The organism is Hymenobacter arcticus (genome assembly GCF_054779975.1).
Window position 1 is genome coordinate 22943 of record NZ_BAAGXF010000024.1, and the last position, 21512, is coordinate 44454.

The 21512-nt window shown below is 61.5% G+C and carries 18 protein-coding genes and 1 riboswitch; of the genes, 7 read left to right on the forward strand and 11 right to left on the reverse strand.

Going from position 1 to position 21512, the window contains the following annotated elements; genetic code table 11:
* Positions 1 to 178 precede the first annotated feature (178 nt).
* The 3 genes from guaB to ACYVGC_RS23485 form a co-directional block, all read right to left on the reverse strand.
* Complete coding sequence (gene guaB / locus ACYVGC_RS23475) at positions 179 to 1657, reverse strand: IMP dehydrogenase (protein WP_460586281.1); 1479 nt, start codon at positions 1655 to 1657, stop codon at positions 179 to 181.
* Between the two features lie 692 nt (positions 1658 to 2349).
* Complete coding sequence (locus ACYVGC_RS23480) at positions 2350 to 3201, reverse strand: FRG domain-containing protein (protein WP_460586282.1); 852 nt, start codon at positions 3199 to 3201, stop codon at positions 2350 to 2352.
* A gap of 187 nt (positions 3202 to 3388) precedes the next feature.
* A complete protein-coding gene (locus ACYVGC_RS23485) occupies positions 3389 to 4222 on the reverse strand; it encodes a Rossmann-fold NAD(P)-binding domain-containing protein (protein ID WP_460586283.1) in 834 nt (277 codons plus the stop codon).
* Positions 4223 to 4428: 206 nt separating this feature from the next.
* Here ACYVGC_RS23485 and ACYVGC_RS23490 point away from each other — a divergent pair, with 206 nt between their 5' ends.
* Entirely contained in the window at positions 4429 to 5544 is a 1116-nt protein-coding gene (locus ACYVGC_RS23490) for an SGNH/GDSL hydrolase family protein (RefSeq protein ID WP_460586284.1), read from the forward strand.
* Positions 5545 to 5651: 107 nt separating this feature from the next.
* On the opposite strand, the gene hrpB is transcribed toward ACYVGC_RS23490, so the two are convergent.
* The 6 genes from hrpB to ACYVGC_RS23520 all read right to left on the reverse strand — a co-directional run bounded on the left by hrpB (position 5652) and on the right by ACYVGC_RS23520 (position 12791).
* Entirely contained in the window at positions 5652 to 8366 is a 2715-nt protein-coding gene (gene hrpB / locus ACYVGC_RS23495) for an ATP-dependent RNA helicase (protein ID WP_460586285.1), read from the reverse strand.
* A 73-nt stretch (positions 8367 to 8439) separates the two neighbouring features.
* A complete protein-coding gene (locus ACYVGC_RS23500; RefSeq protein ID WP_460586286.1) occupies positions 8440 to 9153 on the reverse strand; it encodes an RloB family protein in 714 nt (237 codons plus the stop codon).
* A complete protein-coding gene (locus ACYVGC_RS23505; RefSeq protein WP_460586287.1) occupies positions 9132 to 10490 on the reverse strand; it encodes an AAA family ATPase in 1359 nt (452 codons plus the stop codon). Before ACYVGC_RS23505 ends, ACYVGC_RS23500 begins: the two co-directional genes overlap by 22 nt.
* Positions 10491 to 10597: 107 nt before the next feature.
* Positions 10598 to 11359: a YqjF family protein gene (locus ACYVGC_RS23510; protein ID WP_460586288.1), complete on the reverse strand. Its 762-nt coding sequence runs from the start codon at positions 11357 to 11359 to the stop codon at positions 10598 to 10600.
* A 127-nt stretch (positions 11360 to 11486) separates the two neighbouring features.
* Entirely contained in the window at positions 11487 to 12395 is a 909-nt protein-coding gene (locus tag ACYVGC_RS23515; protein WP_460586289.1) for an SMI1/KNR4 family protein, read from the reverse strand.
* Between the two features lie 72 nt (positions 12396 to 12467).
* On the reverse strand, positions 12468 to 12791 hold the full coding sequence (locus tag ACYVGC_RS23520) for a rhodanese-like domain-containing protein (protein ID WP_460586290.1): 324 nt from the start codon (positions 12789 to 12791) through the stop codon (positions 12468 to 12470).
* A 52-nt stretch (positions 12792 to 12843) separates the two neighbouring features.
* Here ACYVGC_RS23520 and pnuC point away from each other — a divergent pair, with 52 nt between their 5' ends.
* Genes pnuC through ACYVGC_RS23535 form a run of 3 tightly spaced genes read left to right on the forward strand, consistent with a single transcriptional unit; the run spans position 12844 to position 14949 of the window.
* Positions 12844 to 13497 (forward strand): nicotinamide mononucleotide transporter family protein, encoded by a 654-nt coding sequence (gene pnuC / locus ACYVGC_RS23525; protein ID WP_460586291.1) that lies wholly within the window; start codon positions 12844 to 12846, stop codon positions 13495 to 13497.
* A 22-nt stretch (positions 13498 to 13519) separates the two neighbouring features.
* A complete protein-coding gene (locus ACYVGC_RS23530; RefSeq protein WP_460586292.1) occupies positions 13520 to 14053 on the forward strand; it encodes an AAA family ATPase in 534 nt (177 codons plus the stop codon).
* 11 nt (positions 14054 to 14064) lie between these two features.
* Entirely contained in the window at positions 14065 to 14949 is an 885-nt protein-coding gene (locus ACYVGC_RS23535) for an aldose 1-epimerase family protein (RefSeq protein ID WP_460586293.1), read from the forward strand.
* 34 nt (positions 14950 to 14983) lie between these two features.
* Here ACYVGC_RS23535 and ACYVGC_RS23540 read toward each other — a convergent pair whose 3' ends face one another.
* Positions 14984 to 16543 (reverse strand): DUF4139 domain-containing protein, encoded by a 1560-nt coding sequence (locus tag ACYVGC_RS23540; protein ID WP_460586294.1) that lies wholly within the window; start codon positions 16541 to 16543, stop codon positions 14984 to 14986.
* Between the two features lie 111 nt (positions 16544 to 16654).
* Positions 16655 to 16885, reverse strand: a complete 231-nt coding sequence (locus ACYVGC_RS23545) for a hypothetical protein (protein ID WP_460586295.1) — start codon at positions 16883 to 16885, stop codon at positions 16655 to 16657.
* 163 nt (positions 16886 to 17048) lie between these two features.
* Positions 17049 to 17154, forward strand: a riboswitch (TPP riboswitch).
* Between the two features lie 58 nt (positions 17155 to 17212).
* On the opposite strand from ACYVGC_RS23545, the gene ACYVGC_RS23550 reads away from it, so the two are divergent.
* The 3 genes from ACYVGC_RS23550 (at position 17213) to modB (ending at position 21505) form a co-directional block, all read left to right on the forward strand.
* On the forward strand, positions 17213 to 19702 hold the full coding sequence (locus tag ACYVGC_RS23550; RefSeq protein WP_460586296.1) for a TonB-dependent receptor: 2490 nt from the start codon (positions 17213 to 17215) through the stop codon (positions 19700 to 19702).
* 173 nt (positions 19703 to 19875) lie between these two features.
* On the forward strand, positions 19876 to 20643 hold the full coding sequence (gene modA / locus ACYVGC_RS23555) for a molybdate ABC transporter substrate-binding protein (RefSeq protein WP_460586297.1): 768 nt from the start codon (positions 19876 to 19878) through the stop codon (positions 20641 to 20643).
* A 184-nt stretch (positions 20644 to 20827) separates the two neighbouring features.
* Complete coding sequence (modB, locus tag ACYVGC_RS23560) at positions 20828 to 21505, forward strand: molybdate ABC transporter permease subunit (protein ID WP_460586298.1); 678 nt, start codon at positions 20828 to 20830, stop codon at positions 21503 to 21505.
* The last annotated feature ends 7 nt before the right edge of the window (positions 21506 to 21512 follow it).

Below are 21512 nucleotides of genomic sequence, written 5' to 3' on the forward strand. Positions count from 1 at the left end.
GAAGCGGCCCATCCTCCCAACGCCTGCCAGCTGGCCAGCCAACGCAAAGCACAAAACTACGCAGAAGCGTGCCAGGTCCGGCCCGCCTACTATTGTTTGCTCCTAAATAGTTGTCCCTCAGTCATAAGTAGCATCCTGGTGCTGCTTATGACTGAGGGACAACTGCTTACTGCTCAGGTTAGCGGCTCGAGTAATTGGGCGCTTCGCGGGTAATCTGCACGTCGTGGGGGTGGCTTTCGCGCAGGCCGGCCCCGGTGATGCGCACAAACTGCGCAGCTTGCAGCGCGGCCAGGTCGGCGGCACCCACGTAGCCCATGCCGGCGCGCAGGCCGCCCGCCAGTTGGTAGAGCACCTCGCTCACGCTGCCTTTGAAGGGCACGCGGCCCACAATGCCCTCGGGCACGAGCTTCTTCACATCGTCCTCGGCATCCTGGAAGTAGCGGTCCTTCGAGCCGTCCTCCATGGCCTCCAGCGAACCCATGCCGCGGTAGGACTTGTACTTGCGGCCTTCGTAAATGATGAGCTCACCCGGCGATTCCTCTGTGCCGGCCAGCAGCGAGCCCACCATCACGGCGGCGGCCCCGCCGGCCAGCGCCTTCACAATGTCACCCGAAAACTTGATGCCGCCGTCGGACACCAGCGTTACGCCGGTGCCGGCCAACCCGCGGGTAGCTTCGAGCACGGCTGAGAACTGCGGCATGCCAATGCCGGCGATGATGCGCGTGGTGCAGATACTGCCCGAGCCCATGCCCACCTTCACGCAGTCGGCCCCGGCGTCGGCCAAGGCTTTGGCCCCGGCGGCGGTGGCCACGTTGCCGGCCATCACATCCAGGTTGGAGTGCGCGGCTTTGATGGCGCGCACGGCGTCGAGCACGCCTTTCGAGTGGCCGTGGGCCGTGTCGAGGCTCACCAGGTCTACGCCGGCCTCCACGAGGGCGGCCACGCGCTGGAGCAGGTCGGCGGTAACGCCCACGGCGGCCCCCACGCGCAAGCGGCCCTGGCCGTCCTTGCTGGCGTGCGGCGTGCGGCGGCGCTTGCGGATATCTTTGTAGGTCATCAGGCCGGTGAGGCGACCTTCGGCGTCCACGAGGGGCAGCTTATCCACCTTGCGGTCTTGCAGCATGTCTTCGGCGGCCCGCTGGTCGATGCCGGCGGGGGCGGTTACGAGGCGGTCGAGGGGTACCATCGCGGTGGTGACGAGGGCGTTGAAATCCTTCTCGAAGCGCAGGTCGCGACTGGTGAGAATGCCCACCAGGCGGCGGTCGGCTTCCACTACCGGAATGCCCCCGATGTTGTGCTTGCGCATCAGCTGGCGGGCATCGGCCAGGGTGGCGGTGGGCGGCAGCGTAAACGGGTCCTGAATGAGGGCCGACTCGCTACGCTTCACGCGGCGCACCTGCTCGGCCTGCCTGTGAATGCTCATGTTCTTGTGCACAATGCCGAGGCCGCCGGCCTGGGCCAGCGCAATAGCCATGTCGGCCTCGGTCACGGTGTCCATGGCGGCCGAGATGAGGGGCAGGTGCAGCCGGATGCGGGGGGTGAGCTGGGTGCCGGGGTCGCAGTCGCGGGGTAGCACCTCCGAGTAAGCGGGCAGCAGTAGTACGTCGTCGTAGGTCAGGGCCTCGAAGGCGATTTTGGGGGTGGCGTGGTCGGCCATAGCAACAGGGGGTTTGAGTAGAAAACCTTATTGCCAGGCAAATATACGGCGCAAAACCACGATGGAGAACGGCAACACCTCGACTAACTGGCTAACGATACCCGTGGCAACCACGTTTAAGAACCATACGAGTACTGTCTCTCTTCTTTCACCTTCCCAATTACTGTTATGATTAAGGTATTGCTTCAGCGCGTCCTGCCGCTTGTTTTGCTCGGCTCCCTCACGCTTAGCTCGTGCGTGGTGCACGACCACGACCGCGGCCCCCGGGGGCCAAGAGGCCCGCGCGGCTACCATGGCCGCGGCCCCGGCCCTGGGCGCTACTAGTGCCCTGCCAAGCTACCGAGCCACATAAAACCTAAGCGCCGCTGCCTGTATCAGGCAGCGGCGCTTGCACGTTGGGCCAAAAAAAAGACTCGTCCCAAGCGGGGCGAGCCTTTCCAACAGGTTCCTTTTCCACAAGAAAACCAAACTTTTTGCCCAGGTAAGCCCGGTGCGATGCTGGTAGCCCGAGCGCGGCACTAAGTGCCGCTGCCTGAGCCAGTTAAGAAGCGCTTTTCTGCGTGCTGGGTAAGCAGCTTCTTAACATTTACAATACAAAATTAACATTAAACTCCTGTAGCAACACCAAAAGAATCGCTCAGTGCACAAGTATTCTCGCTGAATGCACGCCCCCACCTACCGAATGGCGGAAACTAGCCAGGCAGCTCGGCACCTTCGCCGGTGGCCGGGCGGCCCTGCGCCGATGAGTAGTGCCGGTGCAGCCAGCTGCTGAGGCCGCCTAGCCCCGGCATGAGCACCCGCTCCGTGATATTGGCCTGGTCGAGCTTGTCGCGCACCTCCCATTTGAGGCGGGCCGGCAGGCGAATGCGGAAATAGAGCTCGGGGCGCTGGGCCAGCCAGGTGTGCAGCGTGGCCTCGGGGGTGCTCATGAGCGAGAATAGCGCGTACTGGTGCACAATGCGCGCATCAAGCGAGGGCGGCTCCAGGAAGAGCACAAACGGCTCGGGCTGCAAGCTACCCAGGCTGCCCAGGCTAGGCACAGTAGGTGCTAACAGCTCGGTAGTGAACACGTTGGAGCCTTCGGTGGCCAGCGCGTCGCGCAGGGCGGGCGGCAGGTGCTCGGCGGCCTTCACGTAATTGAGGGCCCAGATGATACCGTCCTGGTGGTAAGCGTGCAGGTCGTCGGTGGCAAAGTGCAGCGCCACGTAGGGCGAGTACGTCCAGTCGAGCAGGCGGGTGGGCAGGCCGTGGTGCTGGGCCAGGGCCAGCCAGTCCCACACGGTAGCGCTGGGCGGGGTGGTAGTGTCGCGGGCATACTTGCGGAAGTTGCGCAGCAAGTGGTGCTCCAAAGCTGCGTAGTTGCCGCCCAGCCGCTGCAAGCTGGTGCTGAGCGTGTAGCCAAAGCTGCGCATGCCGCGGTACACAAACGGCGAGCGGTAACGTCCCAGGCGGGCATCCCAGGTGTCGTGGAAAAGCAAGTCTTGCAGGTGCTGCCAGCTCTGGGCTTCGAAGTCGTTGGCGGCGGGCGGGGTAGCAGTGGGCATAGAGTGAAGGTACGGCTAGGGGCTGGGGTGGCTTGGGCTATTCGAATGAAAAAAGAACGTCAGGCTGAGCTTGCCGAAGCATCTCGCTCGCTTCGTTGGATTACTTCCCCCAACGGCGCGAGCGAGATGCTTCGGCAAGCTCAGCCTGACGTTCTTTAGGTGCGGCTGAATTACTTACTGCGAAGCGTTAGGTCGGAAAATCGGCCCCGTTGCCGATGTGGGCGTACTGCTCGATTTCCTTTTTAATCTCCGTAAACTTGTCGAGCGCACCCTTCACGGCCGCTTTGCCCAGGGGCAGGTGCACGGGCGGGTTTTCCATGCGCACGAGGTCAAACATGGCCTGGGCGGCGCGCTCGGGGTCGCCGGGCTGCTTGCCGCTGTAGTCTTGGATTGCAGCCATATTCTTGCCAGCCGTGTCGTTGTAGTCAGCTATTTTGGGCTGGGCAAACGTGGCCGAGCGGCCGGCCCAGTCGGTGCGGAAGCCGCTGGGCTCCACATTGGTCACGTGAATGCCCAGCGGGCCTACCTGCTGCGCCAGGCTCTCGCCAATGCCTTCGAGGGCAAACTTGGAGCCGTGGTAAATGCCCACGCCGGGAAACGTTTTAAGCCCCCCGATGCTGGTAATATTGAGAATGTGCCCGCTCTTGCGCGCGCGCAAGTGTGGCAGCACCGCCCGGATAACCCGCAGCGGCCCAAACACATTGACGTCGAACTGGCGCTGCACCTCTGCATCGTCAATCTCCTCTATGGGGCCCATCGAGCCGTAGCCGGCGTTGTTCACCACCACGTCGAGGTGGCCCAGCTTGTCGATGGCCGTGGCCACGGCCTGCTTCACGGCGGCTTCGTCGGCCACATCAGCCACCAGGCCGATGCCGTTAGCGCCGGCTTTTTGGGTGAATTCGTCGGCTTGCGCTTGCTTGCGGAACGTGGCGGCTACTTTATCGCCCTGGGCGAGGGCCAGGTCGGCGAGGTGCTTGCCAAAGCCGGTGCTGACGCCGGTAATAAACCAATGCTTGGTCATGGGAAAGTCAAATTAAAAACAAGAAAACAGTGGCGCTAAGACGTTGGAGCCGCCGCTAATGTTTGCCGCCGCCCGAAAGGCGGGTGAGTTTTCTGAAGCTGCGGCGGCTTTCGAGGAGGCGGGGCCGCTGGGACCTGCCTGGCACTAGGCGCTACATTTGAATAGAGCGCCCGGTGAATTGGGTAGGTAAAATCAACTAAATCAGTATGTTAACTAAGAAGAGCGTGCGCTATGGCCTGCTGCTGGTGACCGGCGGCCTGTTGCTGGCCTGTGCCCCCGCCCGCGTGGCCACCCAAAGCACTGATACTTTACCAGCAAATGCTTTGCAGCCGCTGGGCCGCTCGCTGCTCAACCGCGCCCAGCAGCTCGAATTGATAAGCTCGGCGGCGCACGTTGGCTTCAGCTTTGAGGGCCGGGAGTGCCGCATTTTTGCCGCGCTGCCCTCGGGCCAGGGGCACAACTACTTGCAGTACGAGCTAGATGGCGTGTACCAAAAGCGCCTGCGCGTGGAGGGCACTTCGGCCGCGCCGCTGGTGCTCACGGCCCCCACAGCGGGCCGGCATACCGTGTGGATTTACAAAGCCACCGAGGCGCACACCGGCCCCATTGCCATCCAAAAAATCAGCGCCAATAACATCAAAGCGCTCCGTCCGCCCACGGCTCCACTCATCGAGTTTATTGGCAACAGCATCACGTGCGGGGCGGCCGCCGACCCCTCAGAAGTGCCCTGCGGCACCGGCGACTACCACGACCAGCACAACGCCTACCAAGCCTACGGCCCCCGGGTGGCCCGGGCGCTGCACGCCAATTTTTTGCTGAGCAGCGTGAGCGGCATTGGGGCCTACCGCAACTGGAACAGCGACGGCCCTACCATGCCGCAGGTGTACGAGAAGGTCGATTTTCAGGCGGCCAATTCGCAGCGCTGGAACTTCGCCACCTACACGCCGGCCGTGGTCAGCATTGCGCTGGGCACCAACGATTTCAGCAACGGCGACGGCAAAACTACCCGCCTGCCCTTCGACAGCGTCCGGTTTGTAACGAGCTACGCGCAGTTTGTGCAGCTCGTAAAAGCGAAATACCCCCAGGCGCGCATCGCGCTGCTGAGCAGTCCCATGATTTCGGGCAAGAGCCGCGCCACCCTGCAAAACTGCCTGACCGCCATTAAAAGCAAGACTGACGCCGCCTACCCAGCGGCTAAACCCGTGGCCGTTTATTTCTTCCAGCCCATGACTGCCCACGGATGCAGCGGCCACCCCAATGTAGAGGACCACGCCATTCTGGCTAAAGAATTAGCCCCTTTCTTCGAAAAGCTGTTGAAGTAAGTTGCTATATAAAAGCAAGTTGCGTTTATAACGAATGACTTATTTTTAATACTAGCACAACTATTTTTGTACTAGTTTCTGAACTTCTTGTGCCAGCATAAGAAGTTCTAGGACGTTCCGAGCCGCTTTTTAGTGAGCTTAGTTGGAATGTGTTTCATGGGTTCGTCGGGCCAGGGATGGCGAGGATACTTGCCTTTCAGGTCTTTGCGCACCTCAAAATACCCCTTTTCCCAGAAGCTGCGCAGGTCACGCGTTACCTGCGCCGGCCGCCCGCCCGGCGACAGCAGGTGCAGCAGCAGCGGCACTCGGCCGCCGGCCACGGTGGGCGTTTCGGTGAGGCCAAATAATTCTTGCAGCTTCACGGCCAGCACCGGCGCGGCAGGGTCGGCATAATCGAGGGTGACGTGCGAGCCGCTAGGCACTTCGAGGGTGGCGGGGGCGAGGCGGTCCAGCTCCTGGCGCTGGGCCCAGCCGCCGGGCAGCCGCGCCAGTAGCGGCTCGTAGAGGTCGAGACGCTGCACCTGGTCGAGGCTTTTGAGGCCAGCCAGGTGCGGGCCTAGCCAGGTGGGTAGGTCGGCGAGCAAGGTAGCTTCATCGAAAGCTGGCCACTCGATGGCGGCTGAGTCGGTGGCAGCAGGCGGCGCGAGCAACTGCCGCAAAAACTCCAGCCGTTGTTGCAGCTGGCGGGCAGCAGGTGTCCAGTGCAGCTTGTCGAGCCCCGCTTCCTGCAAGTAACCTAGCAGGGCTTGGGTTACCAGCTCAGCATTGGGCTGGCCCATGGCGTTGTCGGCTAGCAGCAGCGCGCCCAAGCGGCGCACCCGGCGGCCCGTTACGCGCTGGGTGGCGGGGTCAAAGCGCACTTCCTCCGTAGTGGTAATCTGCTCGCCGAAAGCCAACTCCAGCTCCTCGCGGTCGAGGGGTGCGGCCAGGGTAGCGCGGGGCGCGCCGGCCGCGCCCGCCAGGTGGGCCACGGCAAAAAAATCGGCCTGCGGGTCCACGTCCTCGGTGCGCAGGCTCACGCGCTGGCCGGTTACCAGGCGCAGGCGGTCGGGGGCCTCGCGTTGGGCCAGCCGGTCGGGGTAAGCGAGCGCGGTGAGCAGGCCTACGGGTGCATTGGTGAAGGAGTGAATGGGGGAAGTCTCTTGCTTAGAGCCCAAGCGGCTTTGCAGGTGGCGGGCCACGTCGCGCACGCGTTGGAGGGTGGCGTGGTGCAAGGCCAAGCCAGGCAGCGGGGCGCGGCCGGTGGCGAAGGCTTCGAGGCGCAGGCGCAGGTCGGGTGGCAGGGGGCGCGGGTCGGTGGGGGTGGCCCAGCGCAGCAGGTCGCGCTCGGCCAGCAAGGCGGCCAGTGCGGCGGCGGCCGGGCCGTGGCCCAGCGCCGCGCCGCGCACCACTAGGTGGCCCAGGCGCGGCGGCAACCCCAACTTGGCCAGTTGGCGGCCGTGGGCGGTGGGCTTAGTTGTTGGGCTAGGAGGGTGGGAGGGTAAGGGGGTAGAAGGAAGTTGGGTAATTATTCCGGCTTGCACTCCCTTTTCCTCATCCTCTTCTACCCCTTTACCCTCTTGCCTTAAAATTCCACCCTGCTCTGTCAACGCCCCCAGCCGCACCAATAGCTCCCGGGCCTGGGCTACAGCAGCGGCGGGCGGCACATCGAGCCAGCGTAGGCTGGTGGGGTCCGTGGCGCCCCACAGGGCCAACTCCAGCACGAGGCCGCTGAGGTCGGCGGTGTGGATTTCGGGGGGGCGGTGAGCGGGTAGGTTGTGGTGCTCGGCTTCCGTCCAGAGGCGGTAGCAGGTGCCGGGAGCGAGGCGGCCGGCGCGGCCCCGGCGCTGGTCGGCGGCGGCGCGGGCTACGGGAACAGTTTCGAGCGAGGTGAAGCCGGTGCGCGGCGCAAAGCGCGGCACGCGCGCAAAGCCACCGTCAATTACCACCCGCACGCCCTCGATGGTGAGGCTGGTTTCGGCAATGCTGGTGGCTAGGATAACCTTGCGCCGGCCGGCTGGGGCGGGGCGCAGGGTGGCGTCCTGGGCGTCGAGTGGCAGTTCGCCGTGCAGCAGGTGCAGGTCGGTATCGGCCGGCAGGCTGTTGCCCAATTTTCTATCGACGCGCTGCAAGTCGGCCACGCCGGGCAGGAACACGAGCACGTCGCCGGCGTGGGCGACCAGGGCGGCGCGTACCTGCGCGGGTACCAGCTCGGCCAGGCGCTCGCCGGGCTTGTTGGGCAGGGCGGCGGCCCGGCGCGGGTCGAGGTAAATTGTCTCCACCGGAAACAGGAAGCCCGCCGACGACACCACCGGCGCGGGTAGCCACTGCCCCAGCCGCTGCGCCTCTAAGGTGGCCGACATTAATAGGATGCGCAGCTCGGGGCGCAGCACGGCCTGGGCATCGAGGGTCAGGGCCAGGCCGAGGTCGGCATTGAGGCTGCGTTCGTGAAATTCGTCAAACACCACGCAGGCCACGTCTTCCAGGGCCGGGTCGTCTTGCAGCATCCGGGTCAGAATGCCCTCCGTAATTACCTCAATGCGCGTGGCCTGCGATACCTTGTTGTCGAGCCGAACGCGGTAGCCCACGGTGCGGCCCACGGGCTCGCCCAGTAGCTGGGCCAGGCGGGCGGCAGCGGCGCGGGCGGCCAGCTGGCGCGGCTCCAGTACCAGTACTTTCTGGTGGGCGGGGCGCCACGCGGCCGCCAGCAGGGCCAGCGGTACTACGGTGGTTTTACCCGCGCCGGGCGGCGCTTCGAGCACGGCGCGCGGGTGGTTTTCCAGGGCCGCCAGCAGCTCGGGCAGCGCAGCTACGACGGGTAAATTGGGGAAAGGTGGAAGCATTAGCTCATAAAGGTCGCCGATATTATTCCTTCCATAAAGTAGATTGATTGAGTAGCAGACGTACGAAAGTGAGCTATTGGTAATATTCTACCCAGCCTTGTAGACTCTGTAGCAGTAAATGAACGCGGGTGCTGGGGTTAGTTTCTAGCAAAGGCTTTTCGCCGTGAGCCGCTAGCAACGCCTCAGCACGGAAATGGGCTTGAGCCTTGTCGCCTAATTCAGATACTGCTTTCAACACAGCAGCCCCTTTGCTCTTTTTGTGGTCGTAACCAGTGGTGGTAAATGAAGAATGTGGACTTAGAGCTTTCGCAAACTGTTTATATATCTCTGCGCGGGTTAGCGGCACAGTGGCATCTACTTCTACGAAATGTAATAGCAGCCACAACTCAAATACTTCGTTGCTGAAGGCCAAGTACATATTTTCTTTCTCCGCCAACTGTAGGGCCTGTGCGAAACGTTCTAGCTTGCCCGGTTCGCGGTCAGCGTCGTCTTTGTCGAAAACAAGCCATACTTCATCTACCTCCTTCTTGGCTTTTAGGCGAAGTGCTGCACGTTCAATAAGAGCCTGCTCTGCCACGCCCATGGGGTCGCGGCCTGTGCCGATAGACTGCACGAAGACCGTATTCTCGGGCAGGTCGGGAAATGCTGTTTCAAAATAAAGCTTTTCAGTAGCCTCGTCTTCACACACAATCAGCACTATGTGTTGATACTGACGCCAGCGCACGGGACGCTTATCCTCTGCAGGAGTACGGCCGCGCCGACTTTTTACTTTACCGGCGTTGGCCATGCAGTGTGTTGTGCTACAAAACGTTGAAAATCAGCGCTGGCCGGAATGGCTCCATAGCGGCCTTCAAGATAACGTTTTTCTTTATCAGTGTCAGGGCGTTCTAAGCCAGCAGCCTTATCATTCCGCTTACCGTTACCAGTCAGAGGTAGGTATTGAAAATCTGATAAAGCGTAGGTCTCGGTACCTTCCCAATTATTTTTCTCCGCAAAGCAAATCTGGTCACGTCGTAATTCAAGATAAGTCAGTAGGTTAGTGTCATGCGTGGCAAAGAGTAATTGGGCCCCCTGAGTATTGGTGGCCGGATTAAGAAATAGATTGACCGTATTCTGGGTGAGTTGTGTGTGCAGGGAAGCCTCAATCTCATCAATTACTAGCACGCCGCCATAAGCCAGCGTCCATATGATAGGGCCGCTTAGTTCAAGTGCTTTCTTGGCTCCAGCCGATTCACGGTCCTCCCATTCCCAACTGCGAGTATGGGTAGTAGGCAGCCCCTTTATATCGTACACTTGATGCGTGGCCATTACTACCGATTTGGTGGCACCTTGTAAAGTTTTCAGCATTTCTCGCCGCATAGCTTTCGGCAGATTAATGGGAAGAAGCTTCTCCTCAAATTGAATACGTTCTACCTCCACACCAAGCACCTGTAGTCCCAATGAGGTTAGATACTCCTGTATAGGTTTAGCCAGGGTGGAATCATGTAGCATCTCGGCAGTAGCCATGCCCTCAAAGTGGGTGTCCAGCCCATCTACTGAACGCAGGCGGGTAAACCACTGCCTCAGTTGTTTCACTTCGGCCACATTATAGCTGTCGCACCACGATAGAAACAGTGAGTTAGGTCGGGTTGACTCAATAGCACCTGATAGCACAGCGGGTTTAGCTTCTAGCCCTGGCTTGGTTTCGATAGTATCTCCTGCGCGTTCGAATAGTGGTACCTCACGACCTATGCTTTTACGGTAGAGCCACTCGCTCACAACCTCAGTGGCATTATAGGCCAGCCCATAACGGTAACGATTATCGTTAACAATAAAAGTTATTTCGAATTCAGTCGGTTTTTTCTCCCAGCCTTGGCGCAACAAAAAAGGGTCGTAAGGTAGCAGGTCTGTTGAAGAGCCTTTAGTCGAACTGCTTATCAAGGCATCTAGTTGACTAATGGCGGCCAATAGGTTGCTTTTGCCACTATCATTAGGTCCGTAAAGCGCTAAAGCATTGAGTGCATTGTGTTTGCCACGCGTTAGTACGTTAGTGGGTATATCTTTATGTTTGGGTTCAGGACGCAAGCTTAGTATTTGCTCTTCGCAAACCGACCGAAAGTTGGTGACTTTAAATTCGAGCAACATGGCGCTTGTTGTTGGTTTTTGTTCAAAACTACACTAGTTCGTGTTAAAAACTGCGTTTATCGCCAGTTGGTCTCAGTGTTCTTGCGCCTAGTGTTAGCTGTTGGCTTCTACACCCGCTGCAAGCGCCACAAGTCCACGCTGAGCGGGCCGCCGGCGTGCAGAATGGGTGGGCTCACTGGCGTGGGCAGGCCGTGGCCCTCGATGAGGTCGGAGTCGTAGTGCAGCAGCTCGGCGGCGCGCAGGGGCCAGGGCTGGTGCGCAATGCGGCCGCGATACAGCTTTTCGCCGCGGCCCGGGCCCTGGCCGCCGGCCGCGTACAGGGCGTAGCGCTCGGTAAGGAAAAACGCCAGCGAGCCCGGCTCGGCGGGCGGCAGGGCCGCGCCCAGTTGCCAGGTGGCGTCAAAGTGGCCGGCGGGCGCACCGTTGTGCACGCGGTCGCCGGTGTAGTGCAGCTGGTCGGCAGCGGGGCGGGCTAGGCTGAGCCGCGCCCGGAAATAGGGCAGGTGAAAAAACGTGCGCGCCGCCCACACCGCCAGCGGATTGCTGGCATCGAGCGAAAAAAACCACACGCCCGGCACGCCATCCAGGTGCACGTAGGTGCGCACGTTGAGCTCCAAAAATTCGCGCACGCCGGGCACGGGAGGCGTCACGCGGCTGCGCACGTCCCACATCCGAAACGGCACCACGGCCAGCCAGGCCGTGCCATCGTGGATATCCACTTGCAGGCGCGCCGGCAGGTGCGGCTGAATGAGCTCGGCCGGCACGGGCCAGTGCATAAACAGCAGGTCGCCCCACTCCTGGTGCATGAGGGGCCGGTCGGCGGGGCGGTCGCGCAGGGCCAGGCGGCCCGGGAGGGTGGGGGAGGACATAGGCAGGGAAGCTAGAGCGAAGGCAGGATGCGCCAAAGGGTACGCCGCCAACCCAGTGGCCGCGGCAGCTGACCTATTAACATAGCCGGGCAAAAAACCGCACCATTACCAACGTAAAAGATACTATCTAGGCCGCCGCCGCGGTAAGCCCCGCGCAAAAATCGGCGAAGGAATCGGCCAGGAAATAGGTGTCGCCTTCTTCCTCCGACGACTCGGGGAACTGCTGGTTGCAGTCCCAGAAATAAACGCCCTGGTCCTCGCCAGTGACAATGTACAGGAGTAGCCCGTTGCTGGTAGCCTTGCCAATAACCAAGGTTGCGGGCTCCAACTCCTCCCGGTACTCCCGCAGCCAAAACCGGGCGTCCTGCGTGCGCTCGGGTTGATTGATACCAAACAAATACTTGATTTTAAGCTGCTTGCCTAATTGCTTGGTGGAAAAGGACCGCTTGTTTAATGCTGAGTTGTCGGCTTGCCGCAAGAAATCCTGGTAGTCGGGCGGCAGCGCGTGCCCCAGCTGTTGCGTCAATTCTTGCAGGGCGCGCTCATTTTCTTGCAGCTGCTCGGTGGCTGATACCACAGCTGGCTGCCACTTATAATCAGTCAGCAAGCCGCAAAACTCGGTGAAGGACGATGCCACCCGAAACGTGTTAGGGGACCCTTTGGCGGTATGCGGGGAGAGGAAGTTATTGTGGTCCCAGTAGTAGATGCCCTGGTCCTCGCCCGAAACGGTGTAGAGTATAAAATTTCCGCCTGGGTCACTGCCGATTAGCAGCGTTTCTTCCGCTATCTCATCCTGGTATTCTTGCAGCCAATAATCCAGCGTGAGTGATTCCGATTCGAGGTTAGTAAGCCCGAAAAAGATATGCATCAGCACATCCTGCGTCAAATCACGCACGAAAAAAACCTGGTTATTCACCTTAGCCCCATTGGTTTGCAGCAAAAACTGGCGGTAGTCGGCGGGCAGCTCAAATCCTATTTCCTCCTCGAAAGCCGCCAGTTCCGGCGCGGTTGTGGTACCCCAGGCAGTGATATTCATGCAGATTGGGTAGGTGGATTAAAGATGCTTGCTCTACTGAGTAGCAAAGATAATTATCAGTAAATGTGCAGTTTAATAAACTGCCACGCTCGGGTCTACCTGAAGGCTCCAGGCGTCGATACCGCCTCTTAAGTTAAGCAGGTTTTCACGGCCCAGGCGGTGCTGCAAGTAGCCCAGTGCCTGTGCCGAGCGCACGCCGTGGTGGCAGATGAGCACCACCGGCCCAGTGGTGCGGATTTCGGCGGCGCGGCGCGGAATTTCGCCCAGCGGAATAAGCACACTGCCCGCAATGCGGCAGTAGTCAAACTCCATTTCCTCGCGCACATCAACGAGCTGGATATCTTCGCCGGCGGCCAGGCGGGCGTGCAAATCGGCAGGGGTGAGGTCGGGCAGCATCACGCAAAAGTACCCCGGCCGGCTACCTTGCGCGGCTTTTTGTGCCTTCGTTATGCTACTGTTTACCCTTGCCAGCCTCTCGGCTGATATCGTGGCCGCCGTGCGCGCCACCACCGCGCTCGAGTGGGTGGCGGTGCTCACGGGCTTTGCCTGCGTGTGGCTGGCGGCCCGCGAGTCGCTCTGGAATTTTCCGGTGGCCATTGTCAGCTGCCTGCTCTACGTGGCTATTTACCACCGGGCGGCCCTGTATTCTGACCGCAATTTGCAGGGGCTTTTCATCGCGCTCAGCGTGTATGGCTGGTACGAGTGGCTGTTTGGGGGCCGGGGCAAAACCCCGCTGGCCGTCACGTACACCTCCCCGGCCGAGTGGGCGCTGGCGGTGGCCTTCGCCACGGCCTACACGCTGGGTTTCGGTTACTACCTGGCCCACCACACCGACTCGGCTTTCCCGTACCTCGACAGCTTTACCACGGGCGTGAGCCTGGTAGCGCAGTTTTTGCTGATGCGTAAGCGTCTGGAAAACTGGTGGTTGTGGATATTGGTAGATATTATCTACGTGCCCATCCTGTGGGTGAAGCACCTGTACCCCACCAGCTTACTCTACGCCCTGTACCTGGCGCTGGCCGCCTACGGCTACTGGCAGTGGCGCGCCGACCTGGGCAAAAAGCCCAGCGTGCCGCTGGCTACCCCAACGGGCGAAAATTAGGATGCTAAATAAGTAATTGTAAATGAGTATTTTGCGAGTTTCTATTACGGGCCCTGAGTCGGCGGGCAAAAGCACCCTGGCCGCGCAGCTGGCGGCGCATTACCACACGCTGTTCGTGCCCGAATACGCCCGCGAGTACCTCGAAGCCCACGGCCCCGCCTACACCCTGGCCGACCTGGAGCTGATTGCCCGCGCCCAACTGGCCGAGGAGGAGCTGCCGGTAGTGCCGAGCCACGGCCTGCTTTTTTGCGATACCGACTTGCTGGTGATTAAAATCTGGGCCGAGAATGCGTTTGGCACCTGCCCAGCCTGGGTGCTGGCCGAGCTGGAAAAGCCCCGCTACGCCCTCACCCTCCTGCTGGCCCCCGACCTGCCCTGGACGCCCGACCCCCTGCGCGAACACCCCGACCCGGCCCAGCGGTGGCACTTTTACGACCTTTATCGGCTCGAATTAGTCCGGCGGCAGTGGCCTTTCGTTAGCATTAGCGGGCCCCCGGCCGAGCGCCTGGCCACTGCCCAGGCGGCCGTCGATGTCCTGCTCGCCCTCTCTACTTAATCGCTGTTTTTATGCCAACGCTCACCTCCGCCACCGCCCACGTCGAAATAGCCCTGCACGGCGCCGAACTCACCAGCTTCACCGACCTGGCCAGCGGCCGCGAACACCTCTGGCAGGCCGACCCAGCGCAGTGGGCCCGCCACGCGCCGCTGCTGTTCCCCATCGTGGGCAAGCTGCCCGGCGACACGTATCTGCATGACGGCCAAGCGTATAAATTGCCGCAGCACGGCTTCGCCCGCGACCAGGAGTTTAGGCTCATCGAGCAAGACGCCCACAGCCTCACCTTGCAGCTAATGGTCAGCGCGGCCAGCAAGCAGGTGTACCCATTCGAGTTTGAGCTGCGGGTGCGCTACGAGTTGCGCGGCCGCGTGCTCACCGTGGGCTGGCACGTGCGCAACCCCGCCGCCGCCAGCCAGGATTTACTGTTCAGCATCGGCGCGCATCCGGCGTTTGTGTGCCCCTTGCAGCCCGCGGCGGGCGAGCAATTTGGCGACTACGCCTTTCACTTCGACCACCCCGTCACCTTGCAGCGCCATCTGCTAGCCAGCGGCCTGCGCAACGGCGAAACTGCACCCGTACTCACTCAGCAAGCTGCGCTACCGCTGAGTTATGAGCTGTTTGCCGACGATGCGCTGGTGTTCGACCAGTTCGATTTCACCCGCCTCACGCTGCAAAAAGCCGACAAAACCGGCCCCTTCGTGCGCATGCAGTTCGACGGCTTTCCTTACCTCGGCCTCTGGACCAAAGGCCCCGGCGCGGCGTTTGTGTGCATTGAACCCTGGCAGGGCGTGGCCAGCCCCGTGGGCCAGCCTCAGGAGTTGCGCGACAAAGAAGGCATTCTGACCCTAGCGCCCAGCCAGATGTTCGATACCAGCTATACCATTGAGATTGGGTAAGTCCTGAGTGTAGTAAAAAGCACGCCAGTCGGTGTTATCGAAACTTCGGGTTGGAGATATGCACCCGGTGGTTAATTATTTCCACGTTCTTATCCTTGGGGTAATCGACCTGGAAAGTGAAGCGCAGGCGCTGGCTGGTGCCGGGTGGCAGCGCCACCAGCCAGGTGAGCTTGCCGCTGCGCTCGTCGAGCTGCGCCCCACTCATTTCGAGCACCTTCACATTAATTTCCTTTTCCTCGGAAATGGGTACCTGGTCGAGCAGGCGCAGGCGCACGGCTTCTGGGTGGTTGTTGCGCACGTTCAGCTCGTATACCAGGCGCACGCGGCGCTTGTCGCTCAGTGGCACGTTGCCGCTAAAATCTTCGAGCTTGGCGCGGCCCACTACCAGCAAGGGGTCATGGCCCAAGGCCACTTCGAGCGAGTCGTTGTAGGCGCGCTCATCAAGGTCGGTATTTCCTACAAACACGCCATCGTGAAACACGCGGGCGTGGTCGGCCAGCTGCAAGCCCTCCCAGCCCGAGACTTTGGTTTGCAAAAACACGTTTTCCGACACGCGCGGCACCGCCAGGTATTCGGGGCGGCCGGGCAGGGCCACGGCGGGCAGTGTCAGCTCGCGGCGGCCATTTGCGGGCAGCGTCACTAGCTCGGGCACTTCGTAGCGCACGCCCTGCGTCACCACGGCCGGGCGGCCCTTGGCGGTGCCCTTCACCACAAACTCGTCTACGCGGCCCTCGCCACTATGGTCGCCACCCCTAAAGTCTAGTTCCCAGGGCTGTAGGTCGGGCCGCGATACATCGTCTACGGCGTAGCGCATCAGCACCACCCGCACGCGCTGCCAAGGCAGCCCCGAGCGGTTGGCGAGCCGCCCGTGGGTGATAAATTTCACCTCGCTGCCGCGCTCATTGGCCCGAATATCGAGCCGGGGCAGCCACGGGGAGCGCGCCGCTAAGTAATAGTGCACCGTTAGGGCTACGCTGCCGGCGCGGGCGGCCCGCACCACCAGCACCTGCCGGTCGCCATCGCCCCGCTCATTGGCCCGCGGGCCGAGCTGTGTCACCTGCGTTTTGAGCGTACTCAAGCGGCTTTGCAGGCGGTCGGTTTCCTGCTGAATGATGGGCAGGCGGGTGCGCATCAGGGCGGCCCCCTTCTGCACCTCGGCGCTCCAGTTGGCCTGGGTGCCCGAGGGCAGCGTCTGATTAGCCAGCAAAAAGGCTTTTTCCTGCTGCAAGCCTTGCAGCTCGCCTTCCAAGGTGTGTTGCTCGGCCTCGGCGCGTGCCAGGCTATCGACGGCAGTGGGGTTGAGCGCTACCGAGGCCGGGGCCTGTTCGTCGTCTTCGTCAATGGACAGTAGCTCGGCGCCGTCGCCCAGTTGCACCTCCATGGCATCGGCATCGAGGCGGGGCGAGAGGCCACTCACCAGCACCCGGTTGAGGCCAGCGGCCAGCGTCACCGGGGCTTGGTGCTCAAGCGCCGTACCGTTGAGGTACACCGTGACGCGGGTGAGCGGCGGCTTCACGGTTACGCGGGGCGTTTGGGCCGCACCCATGAGGGCCGCCAGCAGGCCCGGAAAAAGTAATAGGTAGCGATGGGGCATAAAGGGCAAACCGGCCAGAAAAGCCAGTGCCGCAAAGCTGCATCACAAAATTTAGTTAATGTAATAATTCAGCAGCCGCCAGCCAGAATGAACGGCTGAAACCTTGGTTGCTCACACCTCCACCGGGCGGCGGCGGTTGTAGTCGGGCTCCCAGTCGTTGATGGGGCGCGAGATGCCGGGCGGCAGGTCGATATCGGGCAGGCCGGGGTCGTGGGGCTCGCCGCCACCATCGTCGCCGCCCGAGGAGGGCGGCGGGGGCGGCGGCACCCGGCGGCGCCTAGGCAGCACCAGGAAAAAGGTGAACAAAGCCAGCAGGAAAACGGCGCAAAGGAGCTGGTGCATAACAAGAAAGCCGATAGCGAGTACGCGAAATAACGAGCGGGTGCTGCCCCTCCCCAACGCAAGAAATCAAGTCTGCGTTGCTGGTTGCCGCATCTGCTAAGATAACTACTAGCTAGTAAACCAACCTTGCCCGGCGGGCGGGGCGGGGCAGGCCGTATCTTTGCGTCATGTTTAGGGGTGCTGGCCAGGGAAACCCGGCCGGCTGAGATGACACCCATTGAACCTGAACCGGGTAATGCCGGCGCAGGGAACAAACAATCCGCGAACGTTTTTGCCTGCGCGCCGACCCCTGGCGGGCGGGCGCGTGGTTTTTTTCGTCGTTATTTTTTGAAAACTGTACGTATTGCGGGTACGGCGCTGCTGGCGCTGGCCGCCGCTTCGGCGTGGGCCCAAGGCCCCGTGGCCGGCACAATTACCGATGCCCAAACGGGCACGGCGCTGCCTGGCGCCACCATTTTGCTCGATGGCGCGGCCATTGGGGTCACCAGCGCCGCGGGCACTTTTAATCTATCGGCAGTGGGGGCGGGCAGCCATGAGCTGCGCATCACGTTTTTGGGCTACGAGCCACTGGTGCGGCAAGTGCAAGGACAAGTAACTGAGCAGCAAATTGTTGCCAGGCTTCGGCCGGGGGGCGTGCTCACGGGCGAGGCGCTCATTACGGCTACGCGGGCCAGCGACCGTACCGCCACGGTGTACACCAACCTCAGCAAGCAGGACCTCAACAAGCGCAACTTCGGCCAGGACCTGCCTTATCTACTTGACCAAACGCCCTCGGTAGTTGTGACGTCCGATGCCGGGGCGGGCGTGGGCTACACCGATATCCGTATTCGAGGCACGAGCAGCACGGGCATTAACACCACCATCAATGGCGTGCCCTTGAACGACCCAGAATCGCACGGCTCTTTCCTGGTGAATCTACCCGATTTAGCGTCCTCCATCAACAGCATTCAGGTGCAGCGCGGCGTGGGCACCAGCCAGAACGGGAGCGCGGCCTTCGGGGCCAGCCTCAACATCTCGACCCTCGACAACCGCCGCGAGGCCTACGCCGAAACCCAGAACAGCTACGGCTCCTTCAACACCTGGAAAAATAACGTGTCGTTTGGTACCGGGCTGGTAGGCAAGTACTTCACCGTGGATGGCCGGCTCTCGCGCATCAGCAGCGATGGCTACATGAACCGGGCGGCCTCCGATTTAAAGTCGTATTACTTCGCCGCGGGCTACCAGCAGAAGAATACGCTGATTAAGTTCATCACCTTCTCGGGCCGCGAAAAAACCTACCAGGCCTGGAACGGCGTGCCCGAGCCGGCCCTCACCGGCAACCAAGCCCAGCTTCAGACCTACCTCGACAACGGCGAGCTGAGTGCCGCCGATGCGGCGCGGGTGCTAGCCGAAGGCCGCCGCTACAGCTACTACACCTACGACAACCAGACCGACAACTACCAGCAAAACCACTACCAGTTGCACCTCTCGCAGGGCCTGGGCAGCAGCTGGAACCTGGGCGCGGCGCTGCATCTCACGCGTGGCTTTGGCTACTACGAAAGCTACCGCGCCAACCGCAAATTTGCCGATTATAACTTGCCCGACGTGGTGCTGGGCGGCGATACCCTCACCCGCACCAACCTCATCGACCGCAAGTGGCTTGATAACTACTTCTACGGCGGCACCTTCGCGCTCAATTACCAGCCCAAGGACAACGACAAGTTCCAGGCCACGCTGGGCGGCGGCTGGAACCGCTTCGACAACGACCACTACGGCGAGATAATCTGGGCCCAATACGCCAGCACCAGCTTCCCCGGCCAGCGCTACTACTTCAACACGGCCCGCAAAACCGACTTCAACGCCTACGCCCGCGCCACCTACCAGGCGCTGCCCTGGCTGGGTTTGTACGGCGACATGCAGGTGCGCCGTATCCTCTATCGTATTGACGGCGTGGAGGATAGCCAAAACGACGTAGCCACTCGCGCCAACTACACCTTCTTCAACCCCAAAGCCGGCGCCACGGCGGCCCTCGGCCACGGCCAGCAGCTCTACGCCAGCTTCGCCGTGGGCCAGCGCGAGCCCGTGCGCGCCGACTTCACCGACCGCCAGGTCGGCTACGCCCCCGCCCAGGCCGAGCGTCTGCTCGATTTTGAGGCCGGCTACCGCTTCACCCGCGCCGACCTCATCCTGCTGGGCCCGCGCACCGCCGTGCGTGTCGAGGCCAATTACTTCGACATGACCTACCGCAACCAGCTGGTAGCCACCGGCCAGCTCAACGACGTAGGCACCGCCCTGCGCACCAACGTGGCCCGCAGCTACCGCCGCGGCGTGGAGCTCACCGGCTTCATCTCGGCCAATGATAAAATCAGCCTCAGCAGCACCGTCACGCTCAGCCGCAACCGCATCCTGGACTACTACGATGTAACCTACGATGCGAATTACGCGCCCGTGGTGGCCGCCGAAGGCCGCACCACCACCATCTCCTACTCGCCCTCGGCCATCACGGCGCACACCCTGGAGGGCCAGCCGCTGAAAGGCCTGCGCCTGGCGCTGCTCTACAAAACGGTGAGCCGCCAGTACCTCGACAACTCGACCAACGAAGGCCGGAGTATCCAGCCGTACCAAGTGCTCGATTTCCGGCTACGCTACGCGCTGCACCCATCGTTTATGAAGGAAATCGAACTGGCTTTACTGGTTAGCAACGTGCTCAACCGCGAGTACGCGGCCAATGGTTACACCTACGGCTACGTGGGCGCCAGCGGCAACCAGGAAACATTCAACTGGTACTACCCCCAGGCCACCCGTAATTTCCTGGCCTCGGTGAATTTGCGGTTTTAGTGGGGGTGTTGCCAAGCTGCATTTCCCGCGAATCTCCGCGGAAAATATACAGTGCGTAAAGTGCATAAGTAAAGCCTGGGTCTGACGGCTCAGGCTTTCTTGTGCCCAAAACCTTGCGCTGGTCAGGGTTGTATATTCGCGTACCTAACGCGCTGGCCTTTGGCGGCTCTCCCATGCTTCGATTATTTCTTCTTTTACTCCTGCTGCTGAGCAGCTGGCGGCCCGCCACCGCCCAGGCCAGCAGTGCCAGCACCGCGCCCATCACCATTGCCGCCGCCGCCGACTTGAAATACGTGCTCGATTCACTGGTCACGATTTTTAATCGCCAGCACCCGCAGGGCCGCGTCACGGTCGTGTACGGCTCGTCGGGCAAGTTCTACGAGCAGCTGAGTCACGGCGCGCCGTTCGACATGTTTTTCTCGGCCGATAGCGACTACCCGCGCCGCTTGCAGCAGGCGGGTCTCACAGCCGGCACGCCGCAGCCCTACGCCCTGGGCCGCCTCGTGCTGTGGAGTAAGAAGCTGAACCCCAGCGCAAAATGCCTGAATACGTTGCTCGACCCGCAGGTGAAGCACCTTGCCATTGCCAACCCCGCCCACGCGCCCTACGGCCGCCTTGCCGAAGAAGTGCTGCGCCGCTATAAGCTCTACGACCAGGTGAAACCCAAGCTGGTGATGGGCGAAAACATCGGCCAGGCCGCCCAATACGCCGCCACCGGCGCGGCCGACGCTGGCCTGCTCGCCTACTCGCTGGCCCTTAGCCCCGAGCTACGCCGGGCCGGCAAGTTTTACCTCATTCCGGTTACCGCGCACTCGCCATTGCAGCAAAGCTTTGTAGTGCTCAAGCAGGCCAAAGGCAATGCTAGCGCCGCCGCTTTCGCCACGTTCATGGCTAGCCCGGTGGCGCGGCAGGCATTAAAAAAGTATGGGTTTGGCTTGTGAAAGCTTTGGCATTTTGACACTTAAAAACGCCTGTTATTGCGAGCGCAACGCAGTGGAGCGCGGCAATCTTTCCTGGTTGTTTGCTTCATTAGGTTAGTACCCCAGCGTGAAGGAAAGATTGCCGCGCTCCACTGCGTTGCGCTCGCAATGACAATCAATGCGTTGATAATAAAATACTTGCTTAATGCCCTCCGATTACTGGCAAACCTTACGTCTTACCCTAGCCCTGGCCGCTTGCACCACGGCGCTGCTGCTGCTGCTGGGCTTGCCGCTGGCCTACGCGCTGGCGCGGTCGCGTAGCCGCTTGCGCCCGCTGGCCGAGGCCGTGGTGAGTTTGCCGCTGGTGCTGCCGCCCACCGTGATTGGGTTTTACCTGCTACTGGCCTTCAGCGACAGCACCGCGCTGGGCCGGTTTCTGATTAACCAGCTGGGGCTTAGCCTTAACTTCACGTTTCCTGGTATTCTGGTGGGGTCGCTGGTGTATAGCCTACCGTTTATGGTGCAGCCGTTGCAGGCGGGGTTTCGACAGCTGCCGCGCTCGCTCAGCGAGGCGGCTTATACGCTGGGCAAGTCGCGCGGCACCACGCTATGGCGCGTGCTGCTGCCCAATATGAAGCCCGCCCTGCTCAACGGCGTTGTGCTCACGTTTGCCCACACGCTGGGCGAGTTTGGGGTGGTGCTGATGATTGGCGGCAGCCTGCCCGGTCGCACCCGCGTGGCCTCCATCGCCATCTACGACGAAGTGCAGAGCCTGCACTACGACCAGGCCAACGTGTACGCTATCACCTTATTAATAGTGGCATTTGTTATCTTGGTGGGTTTGTACTGGTTCACCAAGCGCGACGCGGCGCGCCTGTCGTAACTACGAA